Source organism: Acinetobacter sp. ANC_7513, assembly GCF_056779915.1.
On the sequence record NZ_JBWYIW010000001.1, the window covers coordinates 593,689 to 615,630 of the forward strand.

27 protein-coding genes are annotated in these 21,942 nt (G+C 40.7%); 20 read left to right on the plus strand and 7 right to left on the minus strand.

The window, feature by feature from the left end; genetic code table 11:
- Positions 1-47: 47 nt before the first annotated feature.
- From AC1M9B_RS02840 to AC1M9B_RS02865, 6 genes are all read right to left on the minus strand, one after another.
- Entirely contained in the window at positions 48-1,586 is a 1,539-nt protein-coding gene (locus AC1M9B_RS02840) for a recombinase RecT (RefSeq protein WP_481608493.1), read from the minus strand.
- A 14-nt stretch (positions 1,587-1,600) separates the two neighbouring features.
- Entirely contained in the window at positions 1,601-2,479 is an 879-nt protein-coding gene (locus tag AC1M9B_RS02845; protein WP_481608494.1) for a PD-(D/E)XK nuclease-like domain-containing protein, read from the minus strand.
- 2 nt (positions 2,480-2,481) lie between these two features.
- Positions 2,482-2,670: a hypothetical protein gene (locus AC1M9B_RS02850; protein ID WP_481608495.1), complete on the minus strand. Its 189-nt coding sequence runs from the start codon at positions 2,668-2,670 to the stop codon at positions 2,482-2,484.
- A 222-nt stretch (positions 2,671-2,892) separates the two neighbouring features.
- The gene (locus AC1M9B_RS02855) at positions 2,893-3,414 is read right to left on the minus strand and encodes a hypothetical protein (RefSeq protein WP_481608496.1); all 522 of its coding nucleotides are present in this window, start codon (positions 3,412-3,414) and stop codon (positions 2,893-2,895) included.
- 15 nt (positions 3,415-3,429) lie between these two features.
- The gene (locus AC1M9B_RS02860) at positions 3,430-3,768 is read right to left on the minus strand and encodes a hypothetical protein (RefSeq protein WP_481608497.1); all 339 of its coding nucleotides are present in this window, start codon (positions 3,766-3,768) and stop codon (positions 3,430-3,432) included.
- A gap of 4 nt (positions 3,769-3,772) precedes the next feature.
- Positions 3,773-4,462, minus strand: coding sequence for a S24 family peptidase (locus tag AC1M9B_RS02865; RefSeq protein ID WP_481608498.1), 690 nt, complete (start codon positions 4,460-4,462; stop codon positions 3,773-3,775).
- A 100-nt stretch (positions 4,463-4,562) separates the two neighbouring features.
- Between AC1M9B_RS02865 and AC1M9B_RS02870 the strand changes: the two genes are divergently transcribed.
- The 8 genes from AC1M9B_RS02870 (at position 4,563) to AC1M9B_RS02905 (ending at position 8,302) form a co-directional block, all read left to right on the plus strand.
- Positions 4,563-4,754 carry a Cro/CI family transcriptional regulator gene (locus AC1M9B_RS02870; protein WP_481608499.1) on the plus strand — a complete coding sequence of 64 codons (192 nt, stop codon included), beginning with the start codon at positions 4,563-4,565 and terminating at the stop codon, positions 4,752-4,754.
- Positions 4,755-4,882: 128 nt separating this feature from the next.
- A complete protein-coding gene (locus AC1M9B_RS02875; RefSeq protein WP_481608500.1) occupies positions 4,883-5,083 on the plus strand; it encodes a hypothetical protein in 201 nt (66 codons plus the stop codon).
- Positions 5,083-6,009 (plus strand): replication protein, encoded by a 927-nt coding sequence (locus AC1M9B_RS02880; RefSeq protein WP_481608501.1) that lies wholly within the window; start codon positions 5,083-5,085, stop codon positions 6,007-6,009. Before AC1M9B_RS02875 ends, AC1M9B_RS02880 begins: the two co-directional genes overlap by 1 nt.
- The gene (locus tag AC1M9B_RS02885; RefSeq protein ID WP_481608502.1) at positions 6,006-6,749 is read left to right on the plus strand and encodes an ATP-binding protein; all 744 of its coding nucleotides are present in this window, start codon (positions 6,006-6,008) and stop codon (positions 6,747-6,749) included. Before AC1M9B_RS02880 ends, AC1M9B_RS02885 begins: the two co-directional genes overlap by 4 nt.
- Positions 6,746-7,120 carry a hypothetical protein gene (locus tag AC1M9B_RS02890; RefSeq protein ID WP_481608503.1) on the plus strand — a complete coding sequence of 125 codons (375 nt, stop codon included), beginning with the start codon at positions 6,746-6,748 and terminating at the stop codon, positions 7,118-7,120. Before AC1M9B_RS02885 ends, AC1M9B_RS02890 begins: the two co-directional genes overlap by 4 nt.
- A complete protein-coding gene (locus AC1M9B_RS02895) occupies positions 7,117-7,632 on the plus strand; it encodes a RusA family crossover junction endodeoxyribonuclease (RefSeq protein ID WP_481608504.1) in 516 nt (171 codons plus the stop codon). The genes AC1M9B_RS02890 and AC1M9B_RS02895 overlap by 4 nt, the downstream gene beginning before the upstream one ends.
- Before the next feature lie 11 nt (positions 7,633-7,643).
- Complete coding sequence (locus AC1M9B_RS02900) at positions 7,644-8,072, plus strand: hypothetical protein (RefSeq protein ID WP_481608505.1); 429 nt, start codon at positions 7,644-7,646, stop codon at positions 8,070-8,072.
- Positions 8,069-8,302 (plus strand): hypothetical protein, encoded by a 234-nt coding sequence (locus AC1M9B_RS02905; RefSeq protein ID WP_481608506.1) that lies wholly within the window; start codon positions 8,069-8,071, stop codon positions 8,300-8,302. The genes AC1M9B_RS02900 and AC1M9B_RS02905 overlap by 4 nt, the downstream gene beginning before the upstream one ends.
- Here AC1M9B_RS02905 and AC1M9B_RS02910 read toward each other — a convergent pair.
- A complete protein-coding gene (locus tag AC1M9B_RS02910) occupies positions 8,289-9,155 on the minus strand; it encodes a DUF6236 family protein (protein ID WP_481608507.1) in 867 nt (288 codons plus the stop codon). The genes AC1M9B_RS02905 and AC1M9B_RS02910 overlap by 14 nt on opposite strands.
- Before the next feature lie 134 nt (positions 9,156-9,289).
- Here AC1M9B_RS02910 and AC1M9B_RS02915 point away from each other — a divergent pair, with 134 nt between their 5' ends.
- From AC1M9B_RS02915 to AC1M9B_RS02970, 12 genes are all read left to right on the plus strand, one after another.
- Positions 9,290-9,622, plus strand: a complete 333-nt coding sequence (locus AC1M9B_RS02915; RefSeq protein ID WP_481608508.1) for a hypothetical protein — start codon at positions 9,290-9,292, stop codon at positions 9,620-9,622.
- Positions 9,623-9,624: 2 nt separating this feature from the next.
- Positions 9,625-9,855 (plus strand): hypothetical protein, encoded by a 231-nt coding sequence (locus AC1M9B_RS02920; RefSeq protein ID WP_035264458.1) that lies wholly within the window; start codon positions 9,625-9,627, stop codon positions 9,853-9,855.
- Positions 9,856-9,858: 3 nt separating this feature from the next.
- On the plus strand, positions 9,859-11,517 hold the full coding sequence (locus AC1M9B_RS02925) for a portal protein (protein ID WP_481608509.1): 1,659 nt from the start codon (positions 9,859-9,861) through the stop codon (positions 11,515-11,517).
- Positions 11,514-11,963, plus strand: coding sequence for a Bbp19 family protein (locus AC1M9B_RS02930; protein WP_481608510.1), 450 nt, complete (start codon positions 11,514-11,516; stop codon positions 11,961-11,963). The genes AC1M9B_RS02925 and AC1M9B_RS02930 overlap by 4 nt, the downstream gene beginning before the upstream one ends.
- Entirely contained in the window at positions 11,956-12,597 is a 642-nt protein-coding gene (locus tag AC1M9B_RS02935; RefSeq protein ID WP_481608511.1) for a hypothetical protein, read from the plus strand. The genes AC1M9B_RS02930 and AC1M9B_RS02935 overlap by 8 nt, the downstream gene beginning before the upstream one ends.
- 15 nt (positions 12,598-12,612) lie before the next feature.
- Complete coding sequence (locus AC1M9B_RS02940; RefSeq protein ID WP_481608512.1) at positions 12,613-13,521, plus strand: phage capsid protein; 909 nt, start codon at positions 12,613-12,615, stop codon at positions 13,519-13,521.
- Between the two features lie 105 nt (positions 13,522-13,626).
- Positions 13,627-14,187: a phage connector family protein gene (locus tag AC1M9B_RS02945; RefSeq protein WP_481608513.1), complete on the plus strand. Its 561-nt coding sequence runs from the start codon at positions 13,627-13,629 to the stop codon at positions 14,185-14,187.
- Positions 14,187-16,223 (plus strand): phage nozzle protein, encoded by a 2,037-nt coding sequence (locus AC1M9B_RS02950; RefSeq protein WP_481608514.1) that lies wholly within the window; start codon positions 14,187-14,189, stop codon positions 16,221-16,223. Before AC1M9B_RS02945 ends, AC1M9B_RS02950 begins: the two co-directional genes overlap by 1 nt.
- A 1-nt stretch (position 16,224) precedes the next feature.
- Positions 16,225-16,677, plus strand: a complete 453-nt coding sequence (locus AC1M9B_RS02955) for an N-acetyltransferase family protein (RefSeq protein WP_481608515.1) — start codon at positions 16,225-16,227, stop codon at positions 16,675-16,677.
- A gap of 2 nt (positions 16,678-16,679) precedes the next feature.
- A complete protein-coding gene (locus AC1M9B_RS02960) occupies positions 16,680-17,078 on the plus strand; it encodes a hypothetical protein (RefSeq protein ID WP_481608516.1) in 399 nt (132 codons plus the stop codon).
- Between the two features lie 2 nt (positions 17,079-17,080).
- Positions 17,081-19,069 (plus strand): methyl-coenzyme M reductase, encoded by a 1,989-nt coding sequence (locus tag AC1M9B_RS02965; protein WP_481608517.1) that lies wholly within the window; start codon positions 17,081-17,083, stop codon positions 19,067-19,069.
- Complete coding sequence (locus tag AC1M9B_RS02970; protein ID WP_481608518.1) at positions 19,069-21,891, plus strand: lytic transglycosylase domain-containing protein; 2,823 nt, start codon at positions 19,069-19,071, stop codon at positions 21,889-21,891. The genes AC1M9B_RS02965 and AC1M9B_RS02970 overlap by 1 nt, the downstream gene beginning before the upstream one ends.
- The last annotated feature ends 51 nt before the right edge of the window (positions 21,892-21,942 follow it).

The following is a 21,942-nucleotide window of genomic DNA, read 5'->3' on the forward strand; positions in this document are numbered from 1 at the left end:
TTTCATACGATCCACTCCTTGGATTGCGCCCCGAAGGGCGCTTGTGATTAGCCTGTAATTTCAGCTTCGCGTTGATCTGCGGCACTTTCGATTGCTTTCTTATCGTCCTCTGTTAAGGATGCTGATAAGTAAGGATCACTTTCAATTTCAGCCCAAACTTGATTGATCTCATCTTGGCTCTGACAGTTCATGATTCTAGAAATGGACTTTTCGACTGGTGTTTGCTCTGTAACAAACTCGAAGATATCTCCTTGCGCAACGACCACTTTACGTTCGCTGTATTTAACCAGTAGCTCTTGATGATCTTCAGGTGTGAGCTTTGCTTTGTTCTCAGTTACCTTTGGTGCTACAGCTTCTAATTCAGGAAGTGTTTTAGCCTCATCCATCATTAGCATTAGACCACCTTTGACTTGAGCACTCTTGTTAGGATCCACAGCGGTTACTTTGGACTTGTTAATGTCCTCAATTTTGTTTGTAACGGCATTCACTAAATAGGTTTTATGCGCTTCAGTGAGGACTTCGTTACCGTTAATAAAAGGGATTACAGTCTCTAAATCTTTTGTATTACTCATCAATGCAATACGATCTAAGAACTCTTTACGCACCTCGGTCGAAGTCGGCTTTTTTTCAGCTGTTGTTTGTTTGGGTGGAGCATCTTCAAGCTGAGGTTCAGGCTTTTTTGCTGCTGGTTCCTCCGATTTAGGGATGAATTTTACTGACTGAGCTTTTACAAGCTTATGTAAGTCTTCACGTGTATTCAGGTCTTCAATATCAAACACTTGTTCTTCTAGAGCGTTAAGTTCAGCAGGGGATTTAGCACTTAAAATTGAGCGTTTTAACTGACTATAATCAACTTTCACATCCTTTTCTGGTGTGACATCAATGATACGATCTTGCTCCTCTTCAGTTGAGCGTAATCCCATTAGTAACTCTGGTGCATACACACGTCCAAAGAAAGAAGCAGCACGATAACGAAGCATTTGCTCAGGCATCGTTTGCCATTTTGAACCATTCTTTTGATACCATCCTTCTTTCACTGCCATTTCGATAGTAATTTTAGAAGATGCCAAACGTTCACCAGATTCACGTTCAATGGCCCAAGCTGTACAAGCATAGTTTTGAATTGTGATTTTTTTAGTTAATGTGCTTTTACGTCCATTCGCCCAAGATGTTTCTTGATACTCAACTTCCTTTTCTCCTAGATCTTCTAAATCAAAACGAAGTGAAGAAAAACGACCACAACTATTGATTGAAGCCATAATAAATTGAGAAGACCAAGAAGGGCGACCTTCAATAAGATAAAGGTTTTGCATAATCATCAAAGGATCTGCACCCATACGGTTTGCCATATTCAGTGCGATTACACAGTTAGATAATCCATTCGGATTTTCTTCATCACGGTAAATCCATTGTCCGCTTTGATCTTTGCCTGCTTTTACTTTTAGTACAGCGCGATATTGTTCTGGTACCAATGTCGAGCTTGAAAGCATTTTTGCCACTCGTTGAGAAAGTTCAAAAGCTTCTAGGTTTAAAAGACCAACAGAATTCATTTGAGGTGCAGCAGTAATTTGAGTTTGAGTATTCATTATTAATATTCCTATTAGTTAAAATCGTTTTCTAAAGCTTGTTTAGTCATGTATGACGGTAAAAACAGCTCTTCAAGATCAGTCGAGTAGCCATCCCACTCATTGATCAATAGCGATTCAGCAAGTAATTCTTTAGATTTGCGGTACCGAACTTCACCAACACTTAGAAATAGGTCGGAAGCTTTGTACTGCTTAACGTTGAAAGGGATTGAGCTTTCAGCTACAAGCAATAAAAAAGGCGGTTTCTCATCAGTCTGGTAGTACTGTTGAAATCCTTCACGGTACATAGCTGCGCTTAAGTCATATCCAAAGTCAGAGCATTTCTTAGAAAAGCTGTGTGGTCGTGCATCAGTCGTTGTTTTGAGGTCCAAAATCAGCCCATACGGAAAGGCTTTGCACGGTGCAATGTGCCAGTCAGGACGGATACGAAGTTCTAAACCAAACTCAGGATCTACAAAAAAGATGCTTGCTTCTGGCATTCCATAGTGGTTCTGCATGTCAGCGTATGAACTGAGTTTTTTAAGATTCGCTACTATCCGATGTGCTCCATCCACTTGTTCCTGATCTACTAGAATTTTCCCTTGATTAGCTTCTTCAAATGCCAATGCTTGGGCTTTACCATCTTTCGTTCTACGATCAAATTTAGGCGCAATCACAAACTCATTTTCGAATTGCTCAGGCTCTAAAAATAGCGTGTGAGCCAATGTGCCAAAATCCATTGCTGATTTAGATTCACGCTCAACTTCTTTCAAAATGTTTTTTGAATAGAAATGAGCACTTGAACGTAAAATATCTTTGAGCTGGCTTGAACTAAATTCAGAACGAGCGTGATATTCATCGTTGCTCATTTTTTCAATGAGCTTTGCAGTCGGCAGCTCAATTAGTGCATTCATGATCAACCTCCGAATATCAAAGAAATTAAGAAGCTAACCAATAGCCAGCAGAGCACAGCCATTACAGCAAATACTGAGAACTCTTTTATATTGGCGCGGATATATGCAAGACGAGGTGTCGTCATTTCCGCTTCGGTAGGGTGTTGGCGCAAACGCTTAGACGTTTGACTATTTGGTTTTAATTGGTTCATACTTACCTCGCTTAATTGCAAAGCGGCATGCCTTCGAAATCATTGCCGCTTTTTTATTGGGTACGAGATTTAGTTTATCAAAGGAAACTTTTAAGTCAATAAAAAGTTTATTAAAGGAAACAAATTATTTTTTAATTGGAAACTTTAAGTTTTTATTGGCAAAAAAAACCCACCGTTTGGGTGGGCTATAGAACAAAGAGTTTTTGGGGTTGTAACTCTATACTATGGTGTGAATTTAATTGATTTATACAATGCGTCTACTTGAGCTCTATCTTTTTGAGAGAAGTGACCATCGAAATAATTAAGAGTGATTTTAATCATTTTATTTTTATGCAAAAGCAAAGATGTATTGTCAAAAGTTTTACTTAATCCTGTATTTGCTATGAATACATATCGAAATACATCTTTATTATTTATTTTAGCTTTACCCGTTTTGATTAGTTGAATTTTTCCACCCATAGCGGCATCAGAAGCCATTTTTTTAGCAAAGTCGTCTTTATCTTTCATTATATATGAAATGAAATCAGCATTAGACTTTGTGTATGGGTTGGATTTGTTGACTGGAACAACATCTACAGAAACCATTAATTGGTTATCACAGAGTTTGCAGGTTAAGCCAAAGCCAGTAGGTGTTTTTTGAGAAAGCCAATCGCTTGTATTAAGAGTCAATATATTCTCATAACCAGTTTTAGCAAATGATGTTATTGAAAAAATTGAAATTATTATTGCGAGTATGTATTTCATTATGAGTAGCCTATTTCACTTTAAATTGTATTTCTCTAAAACATTAACCACTTCTTCATGTCCAGATGTGAGTGTGTATTGGTTGCTGAAATAATCATTTATAAAAAATGCCTCGCACTGAATTAGACTTAACATCCTCTCCATATTTACTGTCATACCACCTCTATTCATGACTTTATCAATTTTTTTATTTTTTTCGTAAATATCATGTAAGTAAGACACGATTTCATCATTCGCTTCGCTGGGTAGCCTGATATTAAAATGCAATAAAGTTCCAATAAATGAGCGCCGCATTAATGTTTTTGGGGCAAAAAAATACAGAAAGTAAGCCACTAAAGCATTAATTATTTTCATAAAATTACCAACTTTCTAAACTAGATATTTGCCAAACCCAACCGATAATTTCTAATTGCTGATCAACTACTTCTTGGGCATTTAATTGTATTTCTGGGAACTCTGTAGAATTATCTGAAACAATGCGGACCCCACCCAATGGCAAGTTGTACAAGCGTTTGCAATAAAACAGACCACCGAGACAGATAGCAAAAATTTTGCCGTCTTTAATATTTTTTCGGCCTAAATCAACATGGATTGTATCGCCATCTTTAATTGTTGGACTCATTGAGTCGCCCGTAGCTGTAGCTGCTACTGCATTATCTTTTGCAATCGAGAGGTTTCGCAGTGTTGCTTTGGACATGCGTAATTTTCGTGTCTCATTAGCAATAGCCTCGCCAATAGAGCCGCCACCACAAGCAAAAGAAAAATCTTTAAAGAAAGGAATTTCAATCTCGTCATCATCAAGAGGGGTATTGCTATCCCAAGGCTCGACTTGTCTAAATTCAGGGGTTTGATTGCCTGTTAAAAGCCAGTTTTCTGAAGTCTTTAGAATTGCTGCAAGTGCTGGCATGAATTCAGTACTAGGTACATTAGTTCCTGAAACCCATTTTGAAACAGCTCCCTTGGTTGCACCTGTTGCATCCATTAAATCGACCTGTCTGAGCTTTAGATCAGTCATTCTTTGAATTATTCGATCTCTAATTGAACTCATAAAAACTCTCCGCTTTATGTTTCCCATAGTAAACAAATGCATTGAAGAATGCGGAAACTTGTGGTTTACTAATGGAAACTAATAGTTTATTGAGGTAAACATGACCGTTGATGATTTAAAAAACCACTTCGGTGTTGAGAAAGACATCCAGCTAACAGAAACAATTCTTGGGGTAACAAGAGGAACTATTAGCAAGTGGCGTCATAAAGGGATTCCTACTGATACACAGGCGAGAATTCAGGTCTTAACCAAAGGAAAGTTAAAAGCAAATCTGCAGGAAGCAAGAGCTTAGGTGAGTCTATGTCTGAAAAACTTACGGAGAGCATAACTTTTAAATGCACGTATGAAGAAAAACGTGATTTAGAGGCAATAGCTCGATCTGAATTAAAAACTTTGTCTGAGCACATTAGATCTTTAGGCATGGCGAATATCACAGAAGTAAGAGAGCGAGTTAATCATCTCGCAACATTGCTTCGTATGACCACAGATACCGTAGACACGCCTATTTTTGAATTAACACCCGAACCATTACCAAAATCCACAGGAACAAAAAAAGCCCAACTGCTCGAACAGATGGACTTTCTTGCCGTTCACTCGAGAGTAAACGAGGCATGTAACTAATGTTGAATTTAGCACAGGAACAGCACCCAGCTCAAGGGCTACTAGTGCCGTTTCCCAAAAAAGAGCGACTAAAGATGACAGGGATAGATGAGGGATATACAAGACTTCCAAATCTGCTCATTGACTCTGAGATTATGGCGGATCTGAGCGACAAGGCGTTCAAATGCCTAGTGTTCATAGTGCGTCAAACTCTAGGGTTTGGGCGCAATTCTCACACCATTTCAATTACTCAGTTCCAAAAGTATTGCGGTATTAAAAAAGAGGAAACCGTTGCCAAGGTAATTCGTGAATTAGAGCAATGTAAAGCTATTAAAGTAGAGCGTAAATCAGGGCGTTTAAATGAGTACCTCCTCACGCTTGACCAGTACCAACAAACAGTACCACCCCCATCAAAAGGGAGTACCCCCATGAAACAGGGGGAGAGTACCACCGTCACAAGTGGGGAGAGTACCCCCATGAAACAGGGGGCTATTAAAGAAAATATTAAAGAAAACTTTAAAGAAAAAGATAATAAGAAATTCACGGCTCAAAATCGCCCATTGAATTTCGTTGAATATCATCCTGAAGACAGCGACTTCATTTCTTTCAAAGACCTTTGCAAAAAATATCCAGCACAAGTCGATTTTCAAGACCAGGCAAGAACCAACTTTCCGAATCACTCAGTTGATCGAATTTATAAAAATCTCGAGACCATGGCGCAATGGTCATTAGACAAGGGGAAACATACACCTCAAAAGTGGATGTCGATCTGGTTAACCACGTTCATGAAAAACCTTAAAACCGATGCAGAGGAACAGGCTTTTCAACAACGCAAGGCAAAACAATCTCAAAAACCGAAAACTAATCTTGATGTGAATGCAGCATGGGAAAAAGCTGAGTATCAGCCAGTTTCTGCACCTGTAGACATTCCGGAGGATTTTCTATGAATGCGATGTCATCAATCAATTTTGATCTCAACACCGTTGCTCAAGTTTGTCAGATCCACAACGTTGCAATGGTCAAAGCAGGTCCATTTACAACATGCCCGAAATGCGCAGTGGAATCAGTGAATAACTCAAACGCTAACCATCAAAAATCTGTAGACGAGATGGTTCGAGTTAAACACATGACAGGTGCAATGCTTCCAGAACGTCACGCAGAATCAGGTTTTAAAAACTATCTGGTTGAGCATGAAGGCCACAAGTATGCGTTAGACAAAACCGTGAATTATGCGAAAAGCATTCTGAACGGCGATAAAAACAACCTGATCATGGCAGGTCGTACAGGTACAGGTAAAACACATCTGAGCTGTGCAACGGCTAAAACATTGCTCAAGAAGGGTAAATACACACGCTATATCACCAGTGAAGACTTAGCACAAAAGATCATGGATGCATGGGATGCTCCGAATGAAACTGAAAAGTCGGTGATTTATGAGTTTTCGCAGTATGACTTACTGATCATTGATGAGTATGGATTGCATGACCGTGATAAGCGCCGTGAGTTAGTTCACAAGGTTTTGTATGCACGATATGACCGATTGAAGCCGACTATGCTGATATCGAACATGCCATTGAGTGAATTGAAAAAAGATCTTGGCGATCGTCTCTGGTCACGTTTCCAACAAGGCGTTTTGACCATTATCGAATGCGGTTGGAATGACCATCGTTTGGGAGGTGCTGTATGAATATCTCTCAGAAAAAATTTGAATCAGAAAAGATCGACGCTGAAATCAAAAAATTCTTAAAACAAGGCGGTCAAATTAATTATTTGCCTCGTGGTTATTCAGGTGAGACTCACAGTTTCAACAATCGTGCTTCTGACAGCAAACGCACAATGAACGCCGTTATGGCAGCTGCAATAGCCAGTTCTAAAGCGAGACAGAACAACCCTAACGTGATTGCTCGTAAGGATGCACAGGCAAAAGGTTTAAAGCGATACCACGGAGCATCATGCAGAAATTGTGGAACTACTGAGAAATACGTCAGCACAAACTCTTGTTATTACTGCGACAGAGCGACTAAGGCACGTAAAGCGAAAAAGGAGTGGAATGCATGACAACACTTCGATGGAGCGAACAACAGTTACAAGCGCACTTGAAAGCGCATCAGAATCGATCAGGTTTAGCGCGTGAGCGTCTTAAACAAGAAAATCAAGCAAAGGTACAGCAAGCTAAGAAAAACGCAACACAAGCGAAATTAGAGCGAAATACAGACTATGACGACAACCAAGTTTTATTTTGCGAAATCGCTGCAACACCACCAAGTGTGAATCACTACTGGGAACGTCACGGCAAAGGCATGAAATTAAGCGATAAGGCGCGTCAGTTTCACGCCGTAGTCAATGCACTCATCCCAGCATTAAGGCTTTCCACACGGTTGAAATTAGAAGTGACGTTTCATTTTCCAACCAATCAGAAACGAGATATCGATAACCATTTGAAAGCAACTATCGATTCTTTAGTGAAGTGTGGTTTTTGTGAGGACGATGAGCAGTTCGATGAACTTCATGTCAAGCGTGGAAGTGTCGTTAAGGGTGGCTTAATTCGTTTGAAAGTCTGGGAACTTTAAGGGGAATAAATATGGATATGACGGTTGATTCTGTAGCGTTTGCCACTGATCCTCGCGCGCGCGCGCGTTTTATTAATCAAAAAAACAAAAAGACGGTTAAAGAATTTCGCGTGAAACAGCGTGGATACAAGCGTCCAGACTTCAACCGTATGATCTTGGATTTGTGTAATCACTTTGGTTGGACGCATGAAAAGATCGCATTCATTTTGCCTGTCTCTGGTGCTTCTACAGTCTCTGAATGGGCGAGAGGTGGAATCCCAAACTATGACAACGGCGCAGCATTTATCGAGTTGTGGCAAACGGAAACAGGCATTGAGCGATATCCACGAGAAGGTGAGTGGCAGACCTACCAATACAAGTTAGGTCAGTTAGATATTTTTGAAGATGGTGGGGAAATTGACGGCGTGATTGAACAATTGGATCGGGAGTTAAAAAAGTGAGATTACTGTTTTATGTATTAAGATTTGTTTTTACAAGAAAGTTTGATATTAAAGTTTTGAATGGAACAGTCGTTAGGCTTGAGCCATTCAAAACTTATATTGTTGAGTCCATTAATACCCAAATTGGAGAAAAGATATTTACAGTAAGAATATCTTACCAAGGGTATGAGTTAATCATCCGTGTAGATGAAGAAAATCTAAAAAAAATAATGTTAGCTAAAATTGGCTGATAATCCCTCTTTGAATTGCTTCGCCAATATAATGGAAAGTAGTGTTATTACTAACCACTTTAGGGATATTCTGTTTTGTAGAAAATATACTTAGAATATTTTTTCCAAATTCTAATGCTCCTTTAATGCTTATACTCTGGTCAAGGATCATTTGGCCAGCTTCTAAAAGACCACTATTTAAGTTGATATCGGCAGTTAATGGCATTAAAAGAGGGTTTTTAAATTTACTTTTAAAAGCACTCTTATACTCTTTCAAGGATTCTTCAAATTCATTAAATAACTGCTGTTCATAAATCGATCTGATATCTGGGTCAGACATGTTGGAGATACGAGCATAAATATCAAAAATATGATTATGTAAGTTTTGTAAAGATTGCCTATTATTTTCTTTAAATTCTAAAATTTTATCTGCAGTTACAAATTGACTCGGTATAGGCAGTAACGAATTAAATTTTACACGTATAACATTTTGCTCCATAACTTTATTACTTATAGCAAAAGGACTATTAATTCTATGATGCAAAGTCCAGTCAATTGCGGAGTGTGTAAAACAACTATCTTCATAACATTTAATTATCACTTCCATATTGTTTCTATGAATATTCTCTTCGTTTAAAATTCCAGAAAATCTTACCCCTGTACGCTTGTATTGGAGTATCCCTTCTTGAACATATGAATCATCTCCTGCTATTTTTTTTATGAAACTTCCATAAGGAAGCATAATTTGATCCCAATAAAAAGAATAATTCATTAAATCATTTTTAGTTAGTTTGGACTCTAATAAATCTGGCCTGCTTCTAAACTCGAATGCATTAGTATTGGATACAATAATTCCTCTTTTTAATATACTCATAATGAATACTCTCTAATAATTTTCTTAAAAATAGTTTAAATCACATTTTTTAACAAGTTTTAATCACCCAACAAACCATAATCAATAACCCCTCACAGTAGCCCTATTCACCAACAAATGAATAGGGCTTTTTAATGACCACTCAAAAAAGAAAACTCCAAACACCAGGTGCACAACCTGCGATAGATGAAACACCAATCGGTGCGAATGAATCAAATCCTCACGGCGAAGATATCTCCAATGAAATATCGACTGAGCCTGAGTCAATTCAAATTGATGTATCTACCGAAGCTCAAAGTACACCTGAATCAATTCAAGTCGATGACGCACGTCTAGATCTCATTCTTGATAACCAAAAACGTATCGAATCAAAGCTCGACCAATTGCTCAAAGCTGGTGGTATCGAAGCGAAAAAGAAAACACGTTGGATTCAAGGTGAACACGGCTTAGAGCAAAAGGAAATCTAATCATGTGTGGTGGCGTAGTAGGGAAAGTCATCGGAACGGTGACGGATGCGGTTGGTCTTACTGATACCAAAGCAGCGTCAAAAGGGTTCGATGCTCAAGCAGCAGAAGCACAAGCGAAGAAAGAAGCGCAATTGGCTGAGAACGATGCCAAAGCGCAACGTAAGAAACGTAAAGCCTCTGATGTGCTTGCTTCAGCAGAAGAAAACGAAAAGAAAACAACATTAGGCGGTTAAGGCATGAGTGAACTAGCAAAACAGCTATGCAAAAGACTTGGGGAAATGCGCTCTGAGCGTTCCAAGTTCGAGTCGCATTGGACTGAGTGTTACAAGTTTGGTGCACCTGAACGCCAACAATGTTTTAGCGGTGGCGGTGATCTAACTGGCACACGTGAGAAACAACGTGCTGATTTGCTAGATTCAACTGCTGCAGATTCGATTCAAACATTTGTGTCGAATTTAATTAGCGGTACCACGCCAGCGAATGCAATTTGGTTTAAAGCTGTACCTGATGGTATGGACGATCCAGCCGAATTAACTGAGGGTGAGCATTGGCTAGAGCAGGTTGCACAGTTCATTTTCCGTAACATCCACGGCGCGAATTACGATTCTGAAATCTTTGACGTGATGATTGACTTCGCTATTGCTGGTTGGTGTGTCATGTACCAAGACATTGATCGTAAGAAAGGCGGTGGCTTCGTATTCCAAGGATGGCCTATTGGTGAATGCTTTATTGCATCGACTCGATCAGATGGTTTGATTGATACCATCTTCCGTGAATACACCAAAACAGCAGCACAGATCGTGAGTGAGTTTGGGGAGCACAAGGTCAGTAAAGCAGTGCTTGATGCATTCCAAAATCGTCCAGATGATCGATTTAAATTACTGCACGTGATTCAACCACGTGACGTTAAAACGCCGTTAGATGGTCGTCCATTGCTTCCAAAGAATATGCCTTTTGCGTCATATCACTTAGAAGTCGATAGTAAGCACATGCTTAAAGAATCAGGCTATAACGAATTCCCATGTGCGGTACCACGTTTTAGAAAAATACCTGGTTCAGTTTACGGCGTTGGCATCATGTCAACTGCACTACCTGATGCAAAGACAGCCAATACATTGATTAGAGATACGTTACGAAGTGCTGAGATCGATATTCTTGGTATGTGGGTAGCAGAAGATGATGGCATTCTAAATCCTCGTACAGTGCGTTTAGGTGGTGGGAAAATCATTACAGCGAACAGCACTGATTCATTGAAGCGCTTAGATTCAGGAAAAGGCTTCGTGGTTGGGGATGGTCTTTTAGAAAAAATCCAATCAGGTATTCGCCGTAAATTATTGGCTGATGGTCTGACTCAACACTACAACACACCGCCAACTGCAGCTGAAATCTATGCGCGTGTAGACATGATTCGACAGCAGTTAGGTCCGTTATATGGTCGTGCACAAGCTGAACTACTAGTTCCACTATTAGAGCGTTCATTTGGGCTTGCTTATCGTGCTGGTGTGCTTGGTGAAGCTCCTGAAGAACTTGTCGAGCGTAATCTTACTTTCAAATTTATCTCACCTTTGGCACGTGCTCAAAAGCTTGAAGAAGTATCAAGTATTGAACGCTTGATGATGTCTTTAGGCTCAATCATTGAAGTAGATCCGAATGCATTGGACAACATCGATACAGATGCAATTCCGCATGTATTGGCAGCAGGTTTAGGTGTGCCGACCTCAATCATGCGCACGACTGAAAAACTTGAAGCCTATCGGGAAGAAAAAGCCAAACAGCAGCAACAAGCCCAAGCACAAGAACAACAAGCGGTTATGGCTCAGCAAATGACTGACGCGGTTGCTCAAGGTATGGGTAAAGGCTTAGAAGCCCAAATGGTTAGTGAGGCAATGCAATGATCGGATTCATCGTATTTCTTGTGATTGCTGTACTGGTTATGGGTGTTGTCATCTATCAATTAGTACACGAAAACGACCAGAACAAGCACAAGGCAGAGTACTACAAAACCAAGTATGAAGAGTATTCCAAGCCGTTCGAAACGCTTCTTGATGAAAATGAAGCCAAGGATGAGCTTGGTCATCACTTCAAATGGCGTCAGGTTCGCAAGCCTACGTCTATGACCTACCGAATCCATTTCGACATGAGTAGCGATGGTCAGCGAATTTTAGAAGAACTGACAAGCCGATTTAAACGAAACGTCTTTACAGATGATGAGCGTGAGACTTGTCGCCGTATAGGGCGTGCAGAAGTCGTGGACTTCATCATCAATCGAATTAATACAGCAAATGATCCTCGCTATAGCGAGCAATTAGAAATTGCACATATGGAGCAAAACAATGAATGAATCACAAACAACAGACACAACGAACGTACAAACAACTGAACAGACTCAAACTACAACACCACCTGCAGCAACAGAAACGCAAACGGTGCCAGGTACTGAGACAACACAGCAGAATCCTGGTGAACAAGAAACGCAAACAACTGAAACAGATCCAGCTACGGCGGTACCAGAATCAGCGGATGCCTATTCAGTTGAGATTGATGGCTTTGATTTTGATGCTTTCAAAACTGGTAACGCGGAAGTTCTTGAATCTTTCCATGCTGAAGGTATGACAAATGCGCAGGTCACGGCGGTGGTTAAAGCTTTTGATGAGCATAACGCCGTTCAAATTGATGCATTGCAACAAGAATGGGGCTCTGAATTTAACGCCAATGTGAATTTAGCAAAGCAAGCCATTGAGGCTTTAGGTTTTCAGGCAAGTGATTTGGATTCACCGATTGGAGCTTTGAAGCTTGCTGCAGCAATTGGTAAGCAAATTCAGGAAGATTTACCGCCATCAAACACACAGCAAAGCGGTAGTGAAACAATCACACAATTAATGATGTCAGAAGCGTATAGCGATGCAAATCATCCTGATCACAAGTCGGTGACTGCGCGTATCAATGCTTACTATGAAAAACAATATCAGGATTAATAAGGGGCAAGTCCAATGGCTCAAGATATCGCAACCAATGGTGGCATGATCTCCGCAGCATTTAAGCGTCAATTCCACGATGCTTTTGAAGTGAAATGTCAACAAACACAATCAGTATTGCAGGTCTTAACGACTGATCGTGGTCAGATTCAAAGTTCATCTTTTACTGTGAATGACCTTGGTACTGTAGAGATGGAGGCAATGACAACACGCTTTGCCGATACTAAATGGTCTGTACCTGAAGCTGGTACTCGCTTAGTAGCTATGGCTGACTATGGATTATTCGTACCGATCGATCCACGTGATGAAGCAAAATTGTCTGCTAATCCTACATCACCTTACATGCAAGCATGTCTCGCTGCAGAACATCGCCAGCGTGACAAGGTGATCATTGCAGCTGCTGGTGCATCAGTTCAGCGTAAAACTGCTGACGGCGAGAGTTATACAAACTTGGCTCTGCCGTCTACTCAAATCATTGGTGCAAATGCTACACCAGTAAATAAAGCGAAGATCGCAAAAGCACGTGCGTTATTCCGTAAAAATCATGCTGACAATGCGCCGTTATACTTCATTTACAACTCTGAAATTCTTGAGCAAATTTTAGTGGATGATGAACTCACCAAATGGGACCGTGACACTATCCAAGCGATTCAAGATGGTGATGTGGCTAAAAAATGGGGTGGTTTCATTTGGCTGCCATATGAAGACTTGCCAGCAGGTACAGGTTCAACAGAACAAGCGCCAGTTGGTCGTACTTTCGTAGTGGCTAAGGGTGGTATTCACTATGGACGTAATTCGATTTCAAACTTCGATATTACAGTTCGTGGGGATAAATCAAACACCAAACAAATCGGTGGTATCGCATCTTATGGTGCTGGTCGCTCTAACGAACAGAAAGTTGTAGCGCTCGACTTCGTACGTTAATCAGTTTTGACCTAACACTTTTCAGCAAGGGTGTTAGGTCTTTTTTATACACAAAACTTTCAAAGTCTAACGCCCTCAATATGAAATAAAATTGAGGGCTTTTTTATGACTACCACACGAGTTTCTATCTGCAATCATGCGCTTAGCTTGATTGGTGATCGTGGAATTACAGGCTTTGATGAAAATACTGCAACGGCTGAACGATGCAGAAGCCTATACGATCAGACACGTAAATCAATCTTGCGTGATCATCCTTGGTCTTGTGCAAAAAAACGTACCATTCTTGCGCCAATTACGACCCATCCTAGCTTTGGCTATGCACATGCTTTCCCATTGCCACGAGATTTTATTCGTATTATCAGTGCTAATACTGAGTGCTATGAAATCGAAGGTCGTCACATCCTTGCCAACCAGAATCAAATTAACCTTGAGTACATTTTTGATAACGATAATGAAGATGAATGGGATTCGATGCTGGTTGAAGCTATGGCGCTTAAATTAGCTTCGAGACTCAGTAAACCGAATACAGGAAGTGATGCAGCAGGGCAATCAGCATTAGCAGAGTATGAGCGATTATTACGCCGTGCACGTGCAATCAATGCACAAGAGCGACCTAGTGAAGAACTGCAATATGAGTTTTCACGCTACGTGGGGAGTCGTTACTAATGGCTAGACAGTGGTTATTAAAGAATAATCTCAGTAGTGGTGAGCTTTCACCCTTACTTCATACACGTACAGACGTTCAACAGTATGGGAACGGCGCTAAAACCTTACTCAATGCAATTCCATTGGTTGAAGGCGGTGCAAAGAAAAGACCAGGTACACGTTTTGAAGGTGTGATGGAGGGATGCTTAAGATTAATTCCATTCATTCCAAACTCTGAAAATGCATACATGATCATTCTCAAAGTTGGTCATTTGTATGTTTATGATCCACGTTCTAATGAAACAGTTTGGTCTGTAGAAACGCCGTATGATACTGCGCAAAAAGTCAAAGAAATTCAATTTGCACATACTCGGTACCGCATGTATTTCGTGCAGGGTGATACGCCAGTCTATCGATTCATCTGTTCTGCAGACTTTACCAATTGGCAATTCAGTCCGTTTAACTTCACCACACAGCCTACAGATGAACTCGGATCGTCGCCAAACGTTGCGTTGAAACCATCAGGCACGGATGTTGGTAAAAATATTAGTCTGACCGCTACAGCTTTTCCATCTTGGAACAGTGCAGAGCAATACCTCATTGGTGACCGTGTAATTTATATGGGGCAAACATGGCGAGCGATAGTCGACAATAAAAACGCTATACCTGCTGAATCTGCATCACAATGGGAATTGGTGACCAATGTTGATGCTTCAGTATTCAATTCAAGTCATATTGGTGCAGTAGTCTCTATCAACGGTGGTCAGGTCAAGATCACATCGATCAGTTCACCAACAGTGGCTATGGGTGAAGTCATGGTCAAGCTGAATGCGGATGTACAAGCAATCGCAAAGTCTTGGACTTTGGGATCATTGGCATTTACATCAAGTACAGGTTATCCACGGACGGTTGTATTCTTCAAACAAAGACTGGTATTTGCAAACACAAAAACCAATCCAAATCAGATGTGGTTTAGTTCGATTGGAAATGACGGCGACTTTTTGGAATCGACTCAGGATTCAGATGCTTTCAGTATCGCTTCATCATCTGCGCAGTCAGATAACATTCTCCATTTAGCGCAACGTGGTGGCGTTGTAGCGCTCACTGGCGGCTCAGAATTCCTTATTAGCTCTACTGGTGCATTGACGCCAGCATCAGCCCAAATCGATCAACACACGTCATATGGTGTTCAAAAAGACGTGCGTCCTTGCTTGGTAGGGAGTGAACTGTTATTTGTTCAACGTGGTGGTGAGCGCTTAAGAGCTTTGTCTTATCGTTATGAAGTGGATGGTCTTACTTCACCAGAACTCTCTGCAGTTGCGCCGCATATTTCACAGAATCATGGCGGTATCAAAGAAATTACATATCAACAAACGCCGTACAGCCTTGTATGGATGGTGTTAGGTGATGGCAAGGTTGCAAGTATCACACTCAATCGTGATCAAGAAATGAATGCTTGGGCGCTTCATGATTTTGGTGCAAATGTCATTTCAATCTGTGCGTTGCCGACAAGTACTGGATCTGACCAATGCTTCATGCTTACTGACCGAAACGGCAGTACTTTTCTTGAAGAAATTACAGACAGTGCAATGAGTGACTGTGAATTTTTAGTCACTAATTCAACTCTCGATTCTAATATGCAGAAGTTGGTCGATCCGCTGTATAACTGGTCTGAATTTGATGGATTTTTCTATAGTGAAACTTATCCAGATGATGTTTCTTCCGCTTATGTAGGTCAGCCAATTGAGGTTGTGATTGATCTACTTGCACCTGATTTTAGCCAGGTACCATCGACCATGATGTTCCACAAAATTATGGTCCATGAAGTTGTGGTATGGCTAAACAAATCAATTGGCGGCTATGTCAATGAATATGAGTTTCAGCACAAACGAAATGATCAATGGGCTTTTCAAAATCAGCCATTTACAGGCTACACAGAAGTAGCACTAACTGGTTGGCAACCACTGCATGAACTGCAAATTAAATTAACACACAACAAACCTTTGCCGTTTCACGTTCAAAGTATCTCTATGTTGGTATCAGTGAACGAGAAATAAAATGTATGTACGTGCAGCAGAAGAACGAGACGTTCCAGTATTAGTAGATTTTGGTGAAAAGCTAACTCAAGAGTCTGAACGTTTTAAGAAACAAGGCTTTGATGCGAAAAGAACAGCCATGGTATTTGAAAAGCTTATCGATATGTATGGCTCAATCTTTGTCGCATTAGATGATGAATTTGAAGTTGTAGGCGCATTGATTGGTGCGATGGATGTTGACTGGCGTTCAGGGCAAAAGGTGGCTTATGAGCAGGGGCTATATGTCTTGCCTGAGTACCGCAGATCAGGTGCAGCATCCGATTTAATCAAAGCATTCATTTCGTGGTCTGAGTTGCAAGGTGCTGATCGAATTAGTGTCGGTACCATCACTGGCATTCATGCTGATAAAACTGTGAAACTTTATGAATCACTTGGTTTTGAGCTCACTGGCTATGTATTGGAAAAGGATATTTAACTATGTGTGGTCAAGGAAATATTATCGGCGAGATATTCAGTGGTGTTGAGAACTCGATGAACGCCGTTCAAACACGTGCTGAATCGAAAGGTAATGCAAAAACTGTTCAATCTGTGGCACGTGTCGAAGCTGAAAAAGCAAGACGCATGGCAAAGAATAACGCAGGTTCAGCACGTGCAGCAGCGGCAGAAAATGGGCTTGATGTGGATGTAGGTTCAGCAGCTGCAATTCAGGATGAATTTTTATCGGATGGTGCATATAACGCCTCGATCATGATTCAGGATGCAGCAAATAACGCATCAAACATTCGCAGAGCTGGAAGTATTCAATCAAATAGTTATGGGCTTCGATCAGCAGCAAATGTTGTTTCTGGTACATCGAAAGCTATGGGGTGGAAATAATTATGGTGATGATTCCTCGATCTCAAGGGCGTATAAATTCAACTCCACAATTGAGACAAAGCCCTGCATTTTCTGGACTTTCAAATTTAGGTCAAGCTATTGGTGGCATTGTTGATGCTCGAAATGAATTAGCTACCAAAGAAGCCAAAGTCAAAGTAGATGATATCTTGACGGTAGAGCTATCGGAGCAAGTCACAAAGCTTAAAAACGATGTGGCTAATGGTGCTATGGGTGCAGAAGATGCGAATAAATTATTAAGTGGTTGGTCAGAGAAACGATTTAAAGAAATTGAAAATGATCTACCACAGCATGCACGTCAGGATTTAAAAAACCATTGGACCAGTAACGTCAATCGTAATGGCACTGGCTTTTTGCCTTTGCAATTTAAAGCGGATGAACAGCGGGGTCTAAATGTTGCTGACCGAATGACTGAAATCGCGACACGTATGCCACGTCAACAAGGATCAGAATATTTAAAAAATAATCTTTCGAGTTTGAATATCCCTGAGCATGTTAAGCAACAGCGTTTGAGTACTTACAACACATCAATGGATCTCATTGAAATTGATGGTCGTATTAGCAAAGCGCTTGAAACCAAGAATACAGCGGATTTGCAATCATTAGTCACTGAACTGGATGAGGGTAAATACGGATATTTAGATGGTCAACAAGCGCAGCAGAAGAAAGCTCAAGCGCAAAGCCGTATTGATGCACTCAACAAACAATTGGAAGTTGAAGAAAACAAACGTGTTCAGGTGGCTGGTAAGGTTTTTGGAGACTACAAAACTCAAGTGCTCACCGGGCGAATGCTTGATGATGAATATTCTTTAAATGTTGAAAAAGCTGTAACAGGTACTGAGCATGAAGCTGAATTTAAATTTTATAAGCAACAGTCTAATAATTTTCAGCACTTTACTCGGCTATCCACCTCTGAGCAACTCAAGCGTATCAATCAGCAAAAAGCCAAGATGGCAAATAGTCCATCAGCCGATCCAGCAACCGAAGAAAAGATTTTAGGTGTGTTTGAGTCGCTTCATGCTGAGAAGCTTGAGAATATCAAAAAGAATCCTAATCAAGCTGTATCAGAAGCTGGTCTTAAAGTGCACTCACTTACACCAACTGAATTGCGTGGTAATCCTAAATCATTCGTTTCAAAAGTGATTGATAACGGCGTGAATCAGTTGGCTTTAAAAGATGCGAATCTCTCTGTACGTCCAATTTCAGAAGAAGACTTACCAGAGGCGCGTAAAGCCTTCGAAGCAATGCCAGTAAACGAAAAACTGAATTTTATTGGAGAAATGATTGGTCAAACCAAAGGCGTTAAGGGTGGTGCATCTGTTTGGGGGTCCACATTAGGGCAGCTTGGTTCTGGTGATAAATCATATGTAATGGCTGGAATAGCGAGATTAAATGGTTATAAGTCAAATCAAGGTGAAGATATAGCTGAAGCAATTTTAAGTGGTACACAGGCACTCAAAAACAAACAGTTAATTCTGCCAAGTGACAATCTGCTTAAACAGAAATTTAACGAATATGTTGGTTCTACAGTTTCAGGTGAAACTTCAAATATGACATTTGCAGCTTTTAAATCCATTTATGCGCACGTGTCTGAGCGAGAAAACTTTCGCCATGTTGATTCCAATAGTGTGAATACTCAAATTGCTAACACGGCGCTAAGTATGGCGACAGGTGGGGTTTATAGTCAGGGTTTAAAATTTGGTAACCATGGTATGTCCAAACTTGATTGGAAAGTCTCTAAACCATATGGAATGCAAGATACTGACTTTGAAACTCATTTAGAAAAAGGCTACAACACCATAGCTAAACAAACAGGTCTAAGTGTCGGTGAGTTACAAGATCTACGTTTACGCCGTTCAGACAAACGATCCGCACGTGGTGAAATTCAATATGACCTGATCAATGAGCGTGGGAACCCTTTAGTTGTAAATGGCGCAATTTGGCGTATCAACCTGAATGGAGTAACTAAGTAATGAGCAATTGGTTATCTGAGTATTCAGGCGAGGAACAGCGTCAGATTGATGAATTAAATGCGAAAGGAATTGCGCATAAGCCTACTGAACAACCTAAAAACGTGGGGCTATTTGATGGTGCTGTGAGTGCGCCGTTTCGTGGTGTTGCAGCAGGTTTCAATAAGGTCGCAGATTTAGCTATGAAACCAATCGATGCTGTATTTGATACAGGGCGATATGGTATTGATTACGCTTTAAATTTAGGAAATATAGTTCCATTTGAAGATTATATTTCAAAAGAACGTAAATCTCGTGATGATCTAGTTTATGGATCTATTGAATATCTTGAAGATAAAGAGAATACAGGAACCATCGGTAATATTGCGTTTAGTCTCGGAGATTACGCAACTCGAGCAACCTTAGGTGCAGCAGTTGGTGGCATAGGTGGTGCAGCAGCTGCAACAGGTTTGTCAGAAACGAATCACGTATATGGTGATCTTACTCGGCAAGGTGTAGACAGTGACACAGCAACTCAAGTTGCATTAACGGATGGTGCAGTTGCAGCAGTTTCAACAGTGTTGCCAATGTCATATGGGTTTAAGGGTGCTGGTGGCTTAGTCAAAGATGGTCTGCTTTCCATTGGTGGTGCATCTGGTCTATCAATTGGCGGTCAAGCTGCATCGAATGCAATACTTGAGTCGCAAGGCTATGAGAAGCAAGCCAAGAAATACGAAGTCACAGGCGAGTCAGTGGCGACAGATATTTTATTAAATACTTTGTTTTTTGGTGCAGCACGTGGTGCAGGTCGATACTTAAATAATAGCGATGCTACACCAGATCAAAAGCATGCAGCCTTGGTCGCTAATGAGCTTGAGTTTGAAGAAACGCTCACACCTGTTAAAGCATCGAATCCTGTCCAGCATAACAACCATTTAAAAAACTTAGATGCTGCGGTTGATTCCGTGCGCATGGGTCGACCTGTCAAAGTGCCAAGCACGGTGAAGGGTGATGAAATTAAAAAGCCTGTTAATTTTGAATCCATGGCTTTGCCTACGAATGCCAAAGCAATTGCGCGTAAAGCACAACAAGAAGGCATCGATCCATCCGTTGCACTGACCATCAGCCATATTGAAACAGGTGGCAAGTTTAGTCATACCTCTAAAAATCCAACTTCAACGGCGCATGGTTTATTCCAAGTTTTAGATAAAACATGGAAAGGTCAAGGCGGTGGGGATCGTAACAATATTGATGAACAAATTCGCATGGGTTTCAAACACATGAAACAAGCGGAAAGTTCAATCCGTAAAAGCATAGGTCGAGAATTAGAACCACACGAACATTATTTAGGTCATTTACTTGGACCAGGTGGAGCAAGTCGTATCCTTAAAGCGGATCAAAATGCACCATTGATTGATATTGTTCGCCAGTACGACGCTAAGAATGCGGAAGCCATCGTTAATAATAACGGCATGCAAGGCTTAACAGTTGGTCAAGCTATAGGAAAATGGCGTAGTAAATGGAATCAACTGAGTGCGCGTTATGGTGGGTCTAATACCAGTACGGCGCTAGGAATGGACGGTTCAAGCTACGAATTTGCTTATGAGGTTAAATCCCTTGATGAACTGATTGCGTCTAATGATTTAGCGTATGGAGTAAATCCAAACTATCCAAGTGAATTACAACCGCGTGATCGTACACGTGAAGCATCACGTCAACAGATCGAACAAATGGCGAATGACTTAAAACCTGAATGGTTGGGCGAGTCTTCAATGTTATCGAATGGTGCGCCGATCATTGGACTGGATAATGTTGTTGAATCAGGGAATGGTCGTACATTAGCCATTGGTAAAGCTTATGAATCAGGCAAAGCAGATGCATATCAACAGTATGTTGCCGAATATGCATCATCTAAAGGATTAGATATTGCTGGTATCAATAAGCCTGTTTTAGTACGTACACGCCTAACCGATACTGACCGTGTACAGTTTGCACGTTTAGCGAATGAATCCGATGTGGCGCAATTTAGCGCGACTGAAAGAGCTATTTCAGATGTAGATCGTTTGCCAGAGTCATCAATGATTAACTTCAATGCAGATGGCTCGGTCAATTTAGATGGCTCTATGGATTTTGTGAGAGGCTTTATTTCATCTTTACCTAAGGCTGAACAAGCTTCGATGATGACTGCTGAGGGTAGGCTCAACCAAGATGGTAAACGCCGTATTGAGTCTGCATTAGTTCAACGTGCCTATGGTGACTCAAGTCTGGTAACTCGTTTAGCAGAATCTTTAGATGATGATGCAAAAACTGTATTAAATGCATTACTTCGAAGCGCTCCACAACTTGCACAGCTCAGTGATTTGGTTAAGCAAGGGGGTAGACATCAAAACACTTTAGCAAGTGATTTAGCACAAGCAGCGCAAAAGCTAAGCGACTTAAAAGCGAATAGTCAAAACGTACAAGATTATTTGAATCAAGGTCAGTTAATTGATGATGGACTTACACCTGGTGCAAAAAACTTTCTCAATGTATTTGATCAGAATAAGCGCAGTGCTAAGGGAATTTCTGAAAATATTCAGAAAGAAATAGATCGTATTGAATCGATGGGTGATCCACGTCAAGGTTCGCTATTTGGTGATGGTCCAGAGGAATCAGCCGCTTTGGATATTATTATGCAGAATCCAGATCGGCCTTATTTAAATGGACGAGTGGACAAAGATGGTAACCCAGAGGTTTACACTCTAAGAGAATATTTAGCAGAATTAGAAGCCGAAGCACGTCAGGCACAAGAAGATACTTTGGCTGCACAAACAGCCATTAGTTGTGCTTTACAGTTTGGGGAGTAAATTTAATTTTTTAGTTTAGTGCATGTTATATTTTATAAATTAAATAAACTA

Bases quoted from the DNA above. Each gene is read 5' to 3' on its own strand.
- AC1M9B_RS02890 (WP_481608503.1), top strand. From the start codon at position 6,746: ATGAATATCTCTCAGAAAAAATTTGAATCAGAAAAGATCGACGCTGAA.
- AC1M9B_RS02910 (WP_481608507.1), bottom strand. From the start codon at position 9,155: ATGAGTATATTAAAAAGAGGAATTATTGTATCCAATACTAATGCATTC.
- AC1M9B_RS02840 (WP_481608493.1), bottom strand. From the start codon at position 1,586: ATGAATACTCAAACTCAAATTACTGCTGCACCTCAAATGAATTCTGTT.
- AC1M9B_RS02945 (WP_481608513.1), top strand. From the start codon at position 13,627: ATGACTACCACACGAGTTTCTATCTGCAATCATGCGCTTAGCTTGATT.
- AC1M9B_RS02970 (WP_481608518.1), top strand. From the start codon at position 19,069: ATGAGCAATTGGTTATCTGAGTATTCAGGCGAGGAACAGCGTCAGATT.
- AC1M9B_RS02875 (WP_481608500.1), top strand. From the start codon at position 4,883: ATGGCGAATATCACAGAAGTAAGAGAGCGAGTTAATCATCTCGCAACA.
- AC1M9B_RS02860 (WP_481608497.1), bottom strand. From the start codon at position 3,768: ATGAAAATAATTAATGCTTTAGTGGCTTACTTTCTGTATTTTTTTGCC.
- AC1M9B_RS02870 (WP_481608499.1), top strand. From the start codon at position 4,563: ATGACCGTTGATGATTTAAAAAACCACTTCGGTGTTGAGAAAGACATC.
- AC1M9B_RS02930 (WP_481608510.1), top strand. From the start codon at position 11,514: ATGATCGGATTCATCGTATTTCTTGTGATTGCTGTACTGGTTATGGGT.
- AC1M9B_RS02845 (WP_481608494.1), bottom strand. From the start codon at position 2,479: ATGAATGCACTAATTGAGCTGCCGACTGCAAAGCTCATTGAAAAAATG.
- AC1M9B_RS02895 (WP_481608504.1), top strand. From the start codon at position 7,117: ATGACAACACTTCGATGGAGCGAACAACAGTTACAAGCGCACTTGAAA.
- AC1M9B_RS02865 (WP_481608498.1), bottom strand. From the start codon at position 4,462: ATGAGTTCAATTAGAGATCGAATAATTCAAAGAATGACTGATCTAAAG.
- AC1M9B_RS02935 (WP_481608511.1), top strand. From the start codon at position 11,956: ATGAATGAATCACAAACAACAGACACAACGAACGTACAAACAACTGAA.
- AC1M9B_RS02965 (WP_481608517.1), top strand. From the start codon at position 17,081: ATGGTGATGATTCCTCGATCTCAAGGGCGTATAAATTCAACTCCACAA.
- AC1M9B_RS02900 (WP_481608505.1), top strand. From the start codon at position 7,644: ATGGATATGACGGTTGATTCTGTAGCGTTTGCCACTGATCCTCGCGCG.
- AC1M9B_RS02915 (WP_481608508.1), top strand. From the start codon at position 9,290: ATGACCACTCAAAAAAGAAAACTCCAAACACCAGGTGCACAACCTGCG.
- AC1M9B_RS02850 (WP_481608495.1), bottom strand. From the start codon at position 2,670: ATGAACCAATTAAAACCAAATAGTCAAACGTCTAAGCGTTTGCGCCAA.
- AC1M9B_RS02940 (WP_481608512.1), top strand. From the start codon at position 12,613: ATGGCTCAAGATATCGCAACCAATGGTGGCATGATCTCCGCAGCATTT.
- AC1M9B_RS02955 (WP_481608515.1), top strand. From the start codon at position 16,225: ATGTATGTACGTGCAGCAGAAGAACGAGACGTTCCAGTATTAGTAGAT.
- AC1M9B_RS02855 (WP_481608496.1), bottom strand. From the start codon at position 3,414: ATGAAATACATACTCGCAATAATAATTTCAATTTTTTCAATAACATCA.
- AC1M9B_RS02885 (WP_481608502.1), top strand. From the start codon at position 6,006: ATGAATGCGATGTCATCAATCAATTTTGATCTCAACACCGTTGCTCAA.
- AC1M9B_RS02925 (WP_481608509.1), top strand. From the start codon at position 9,859: ATGAGTGAACTAGCAAAACAGCTATGCAAAAGACTTGGGGAAATGCGC.
- AC1M9B_RS02920 (WP_035264458.1), top strand. From the start codon at position 9,625: ATGTGTGGTGGCGTAGTAGGGAAAGTCATCGGAACGGTGACGGATGCG.
- AC1M9B_RS02960 (WP_481608516.1), top strand. From the start codon at position 16,680: ATGTGTGGTCAAGGAAATATTATCGGCGAGATATTCAGTGGTGTTGAG.
- AC1M9B_RS02950 (WP_481608514.1), top strand. From the start codon at position 14,187: ATGGCTAGACAGTGGTTATTAAAGAATAATCTCAGTAGTGGTGAGCTT.
- AC1M9B_RS02880 (WP_481608501.1), top strand. From the start codon at position 5,083: ATGTTGAATTTAGCACAGGAACAGCACCCAGCTCAAGGGCTACTAGTG.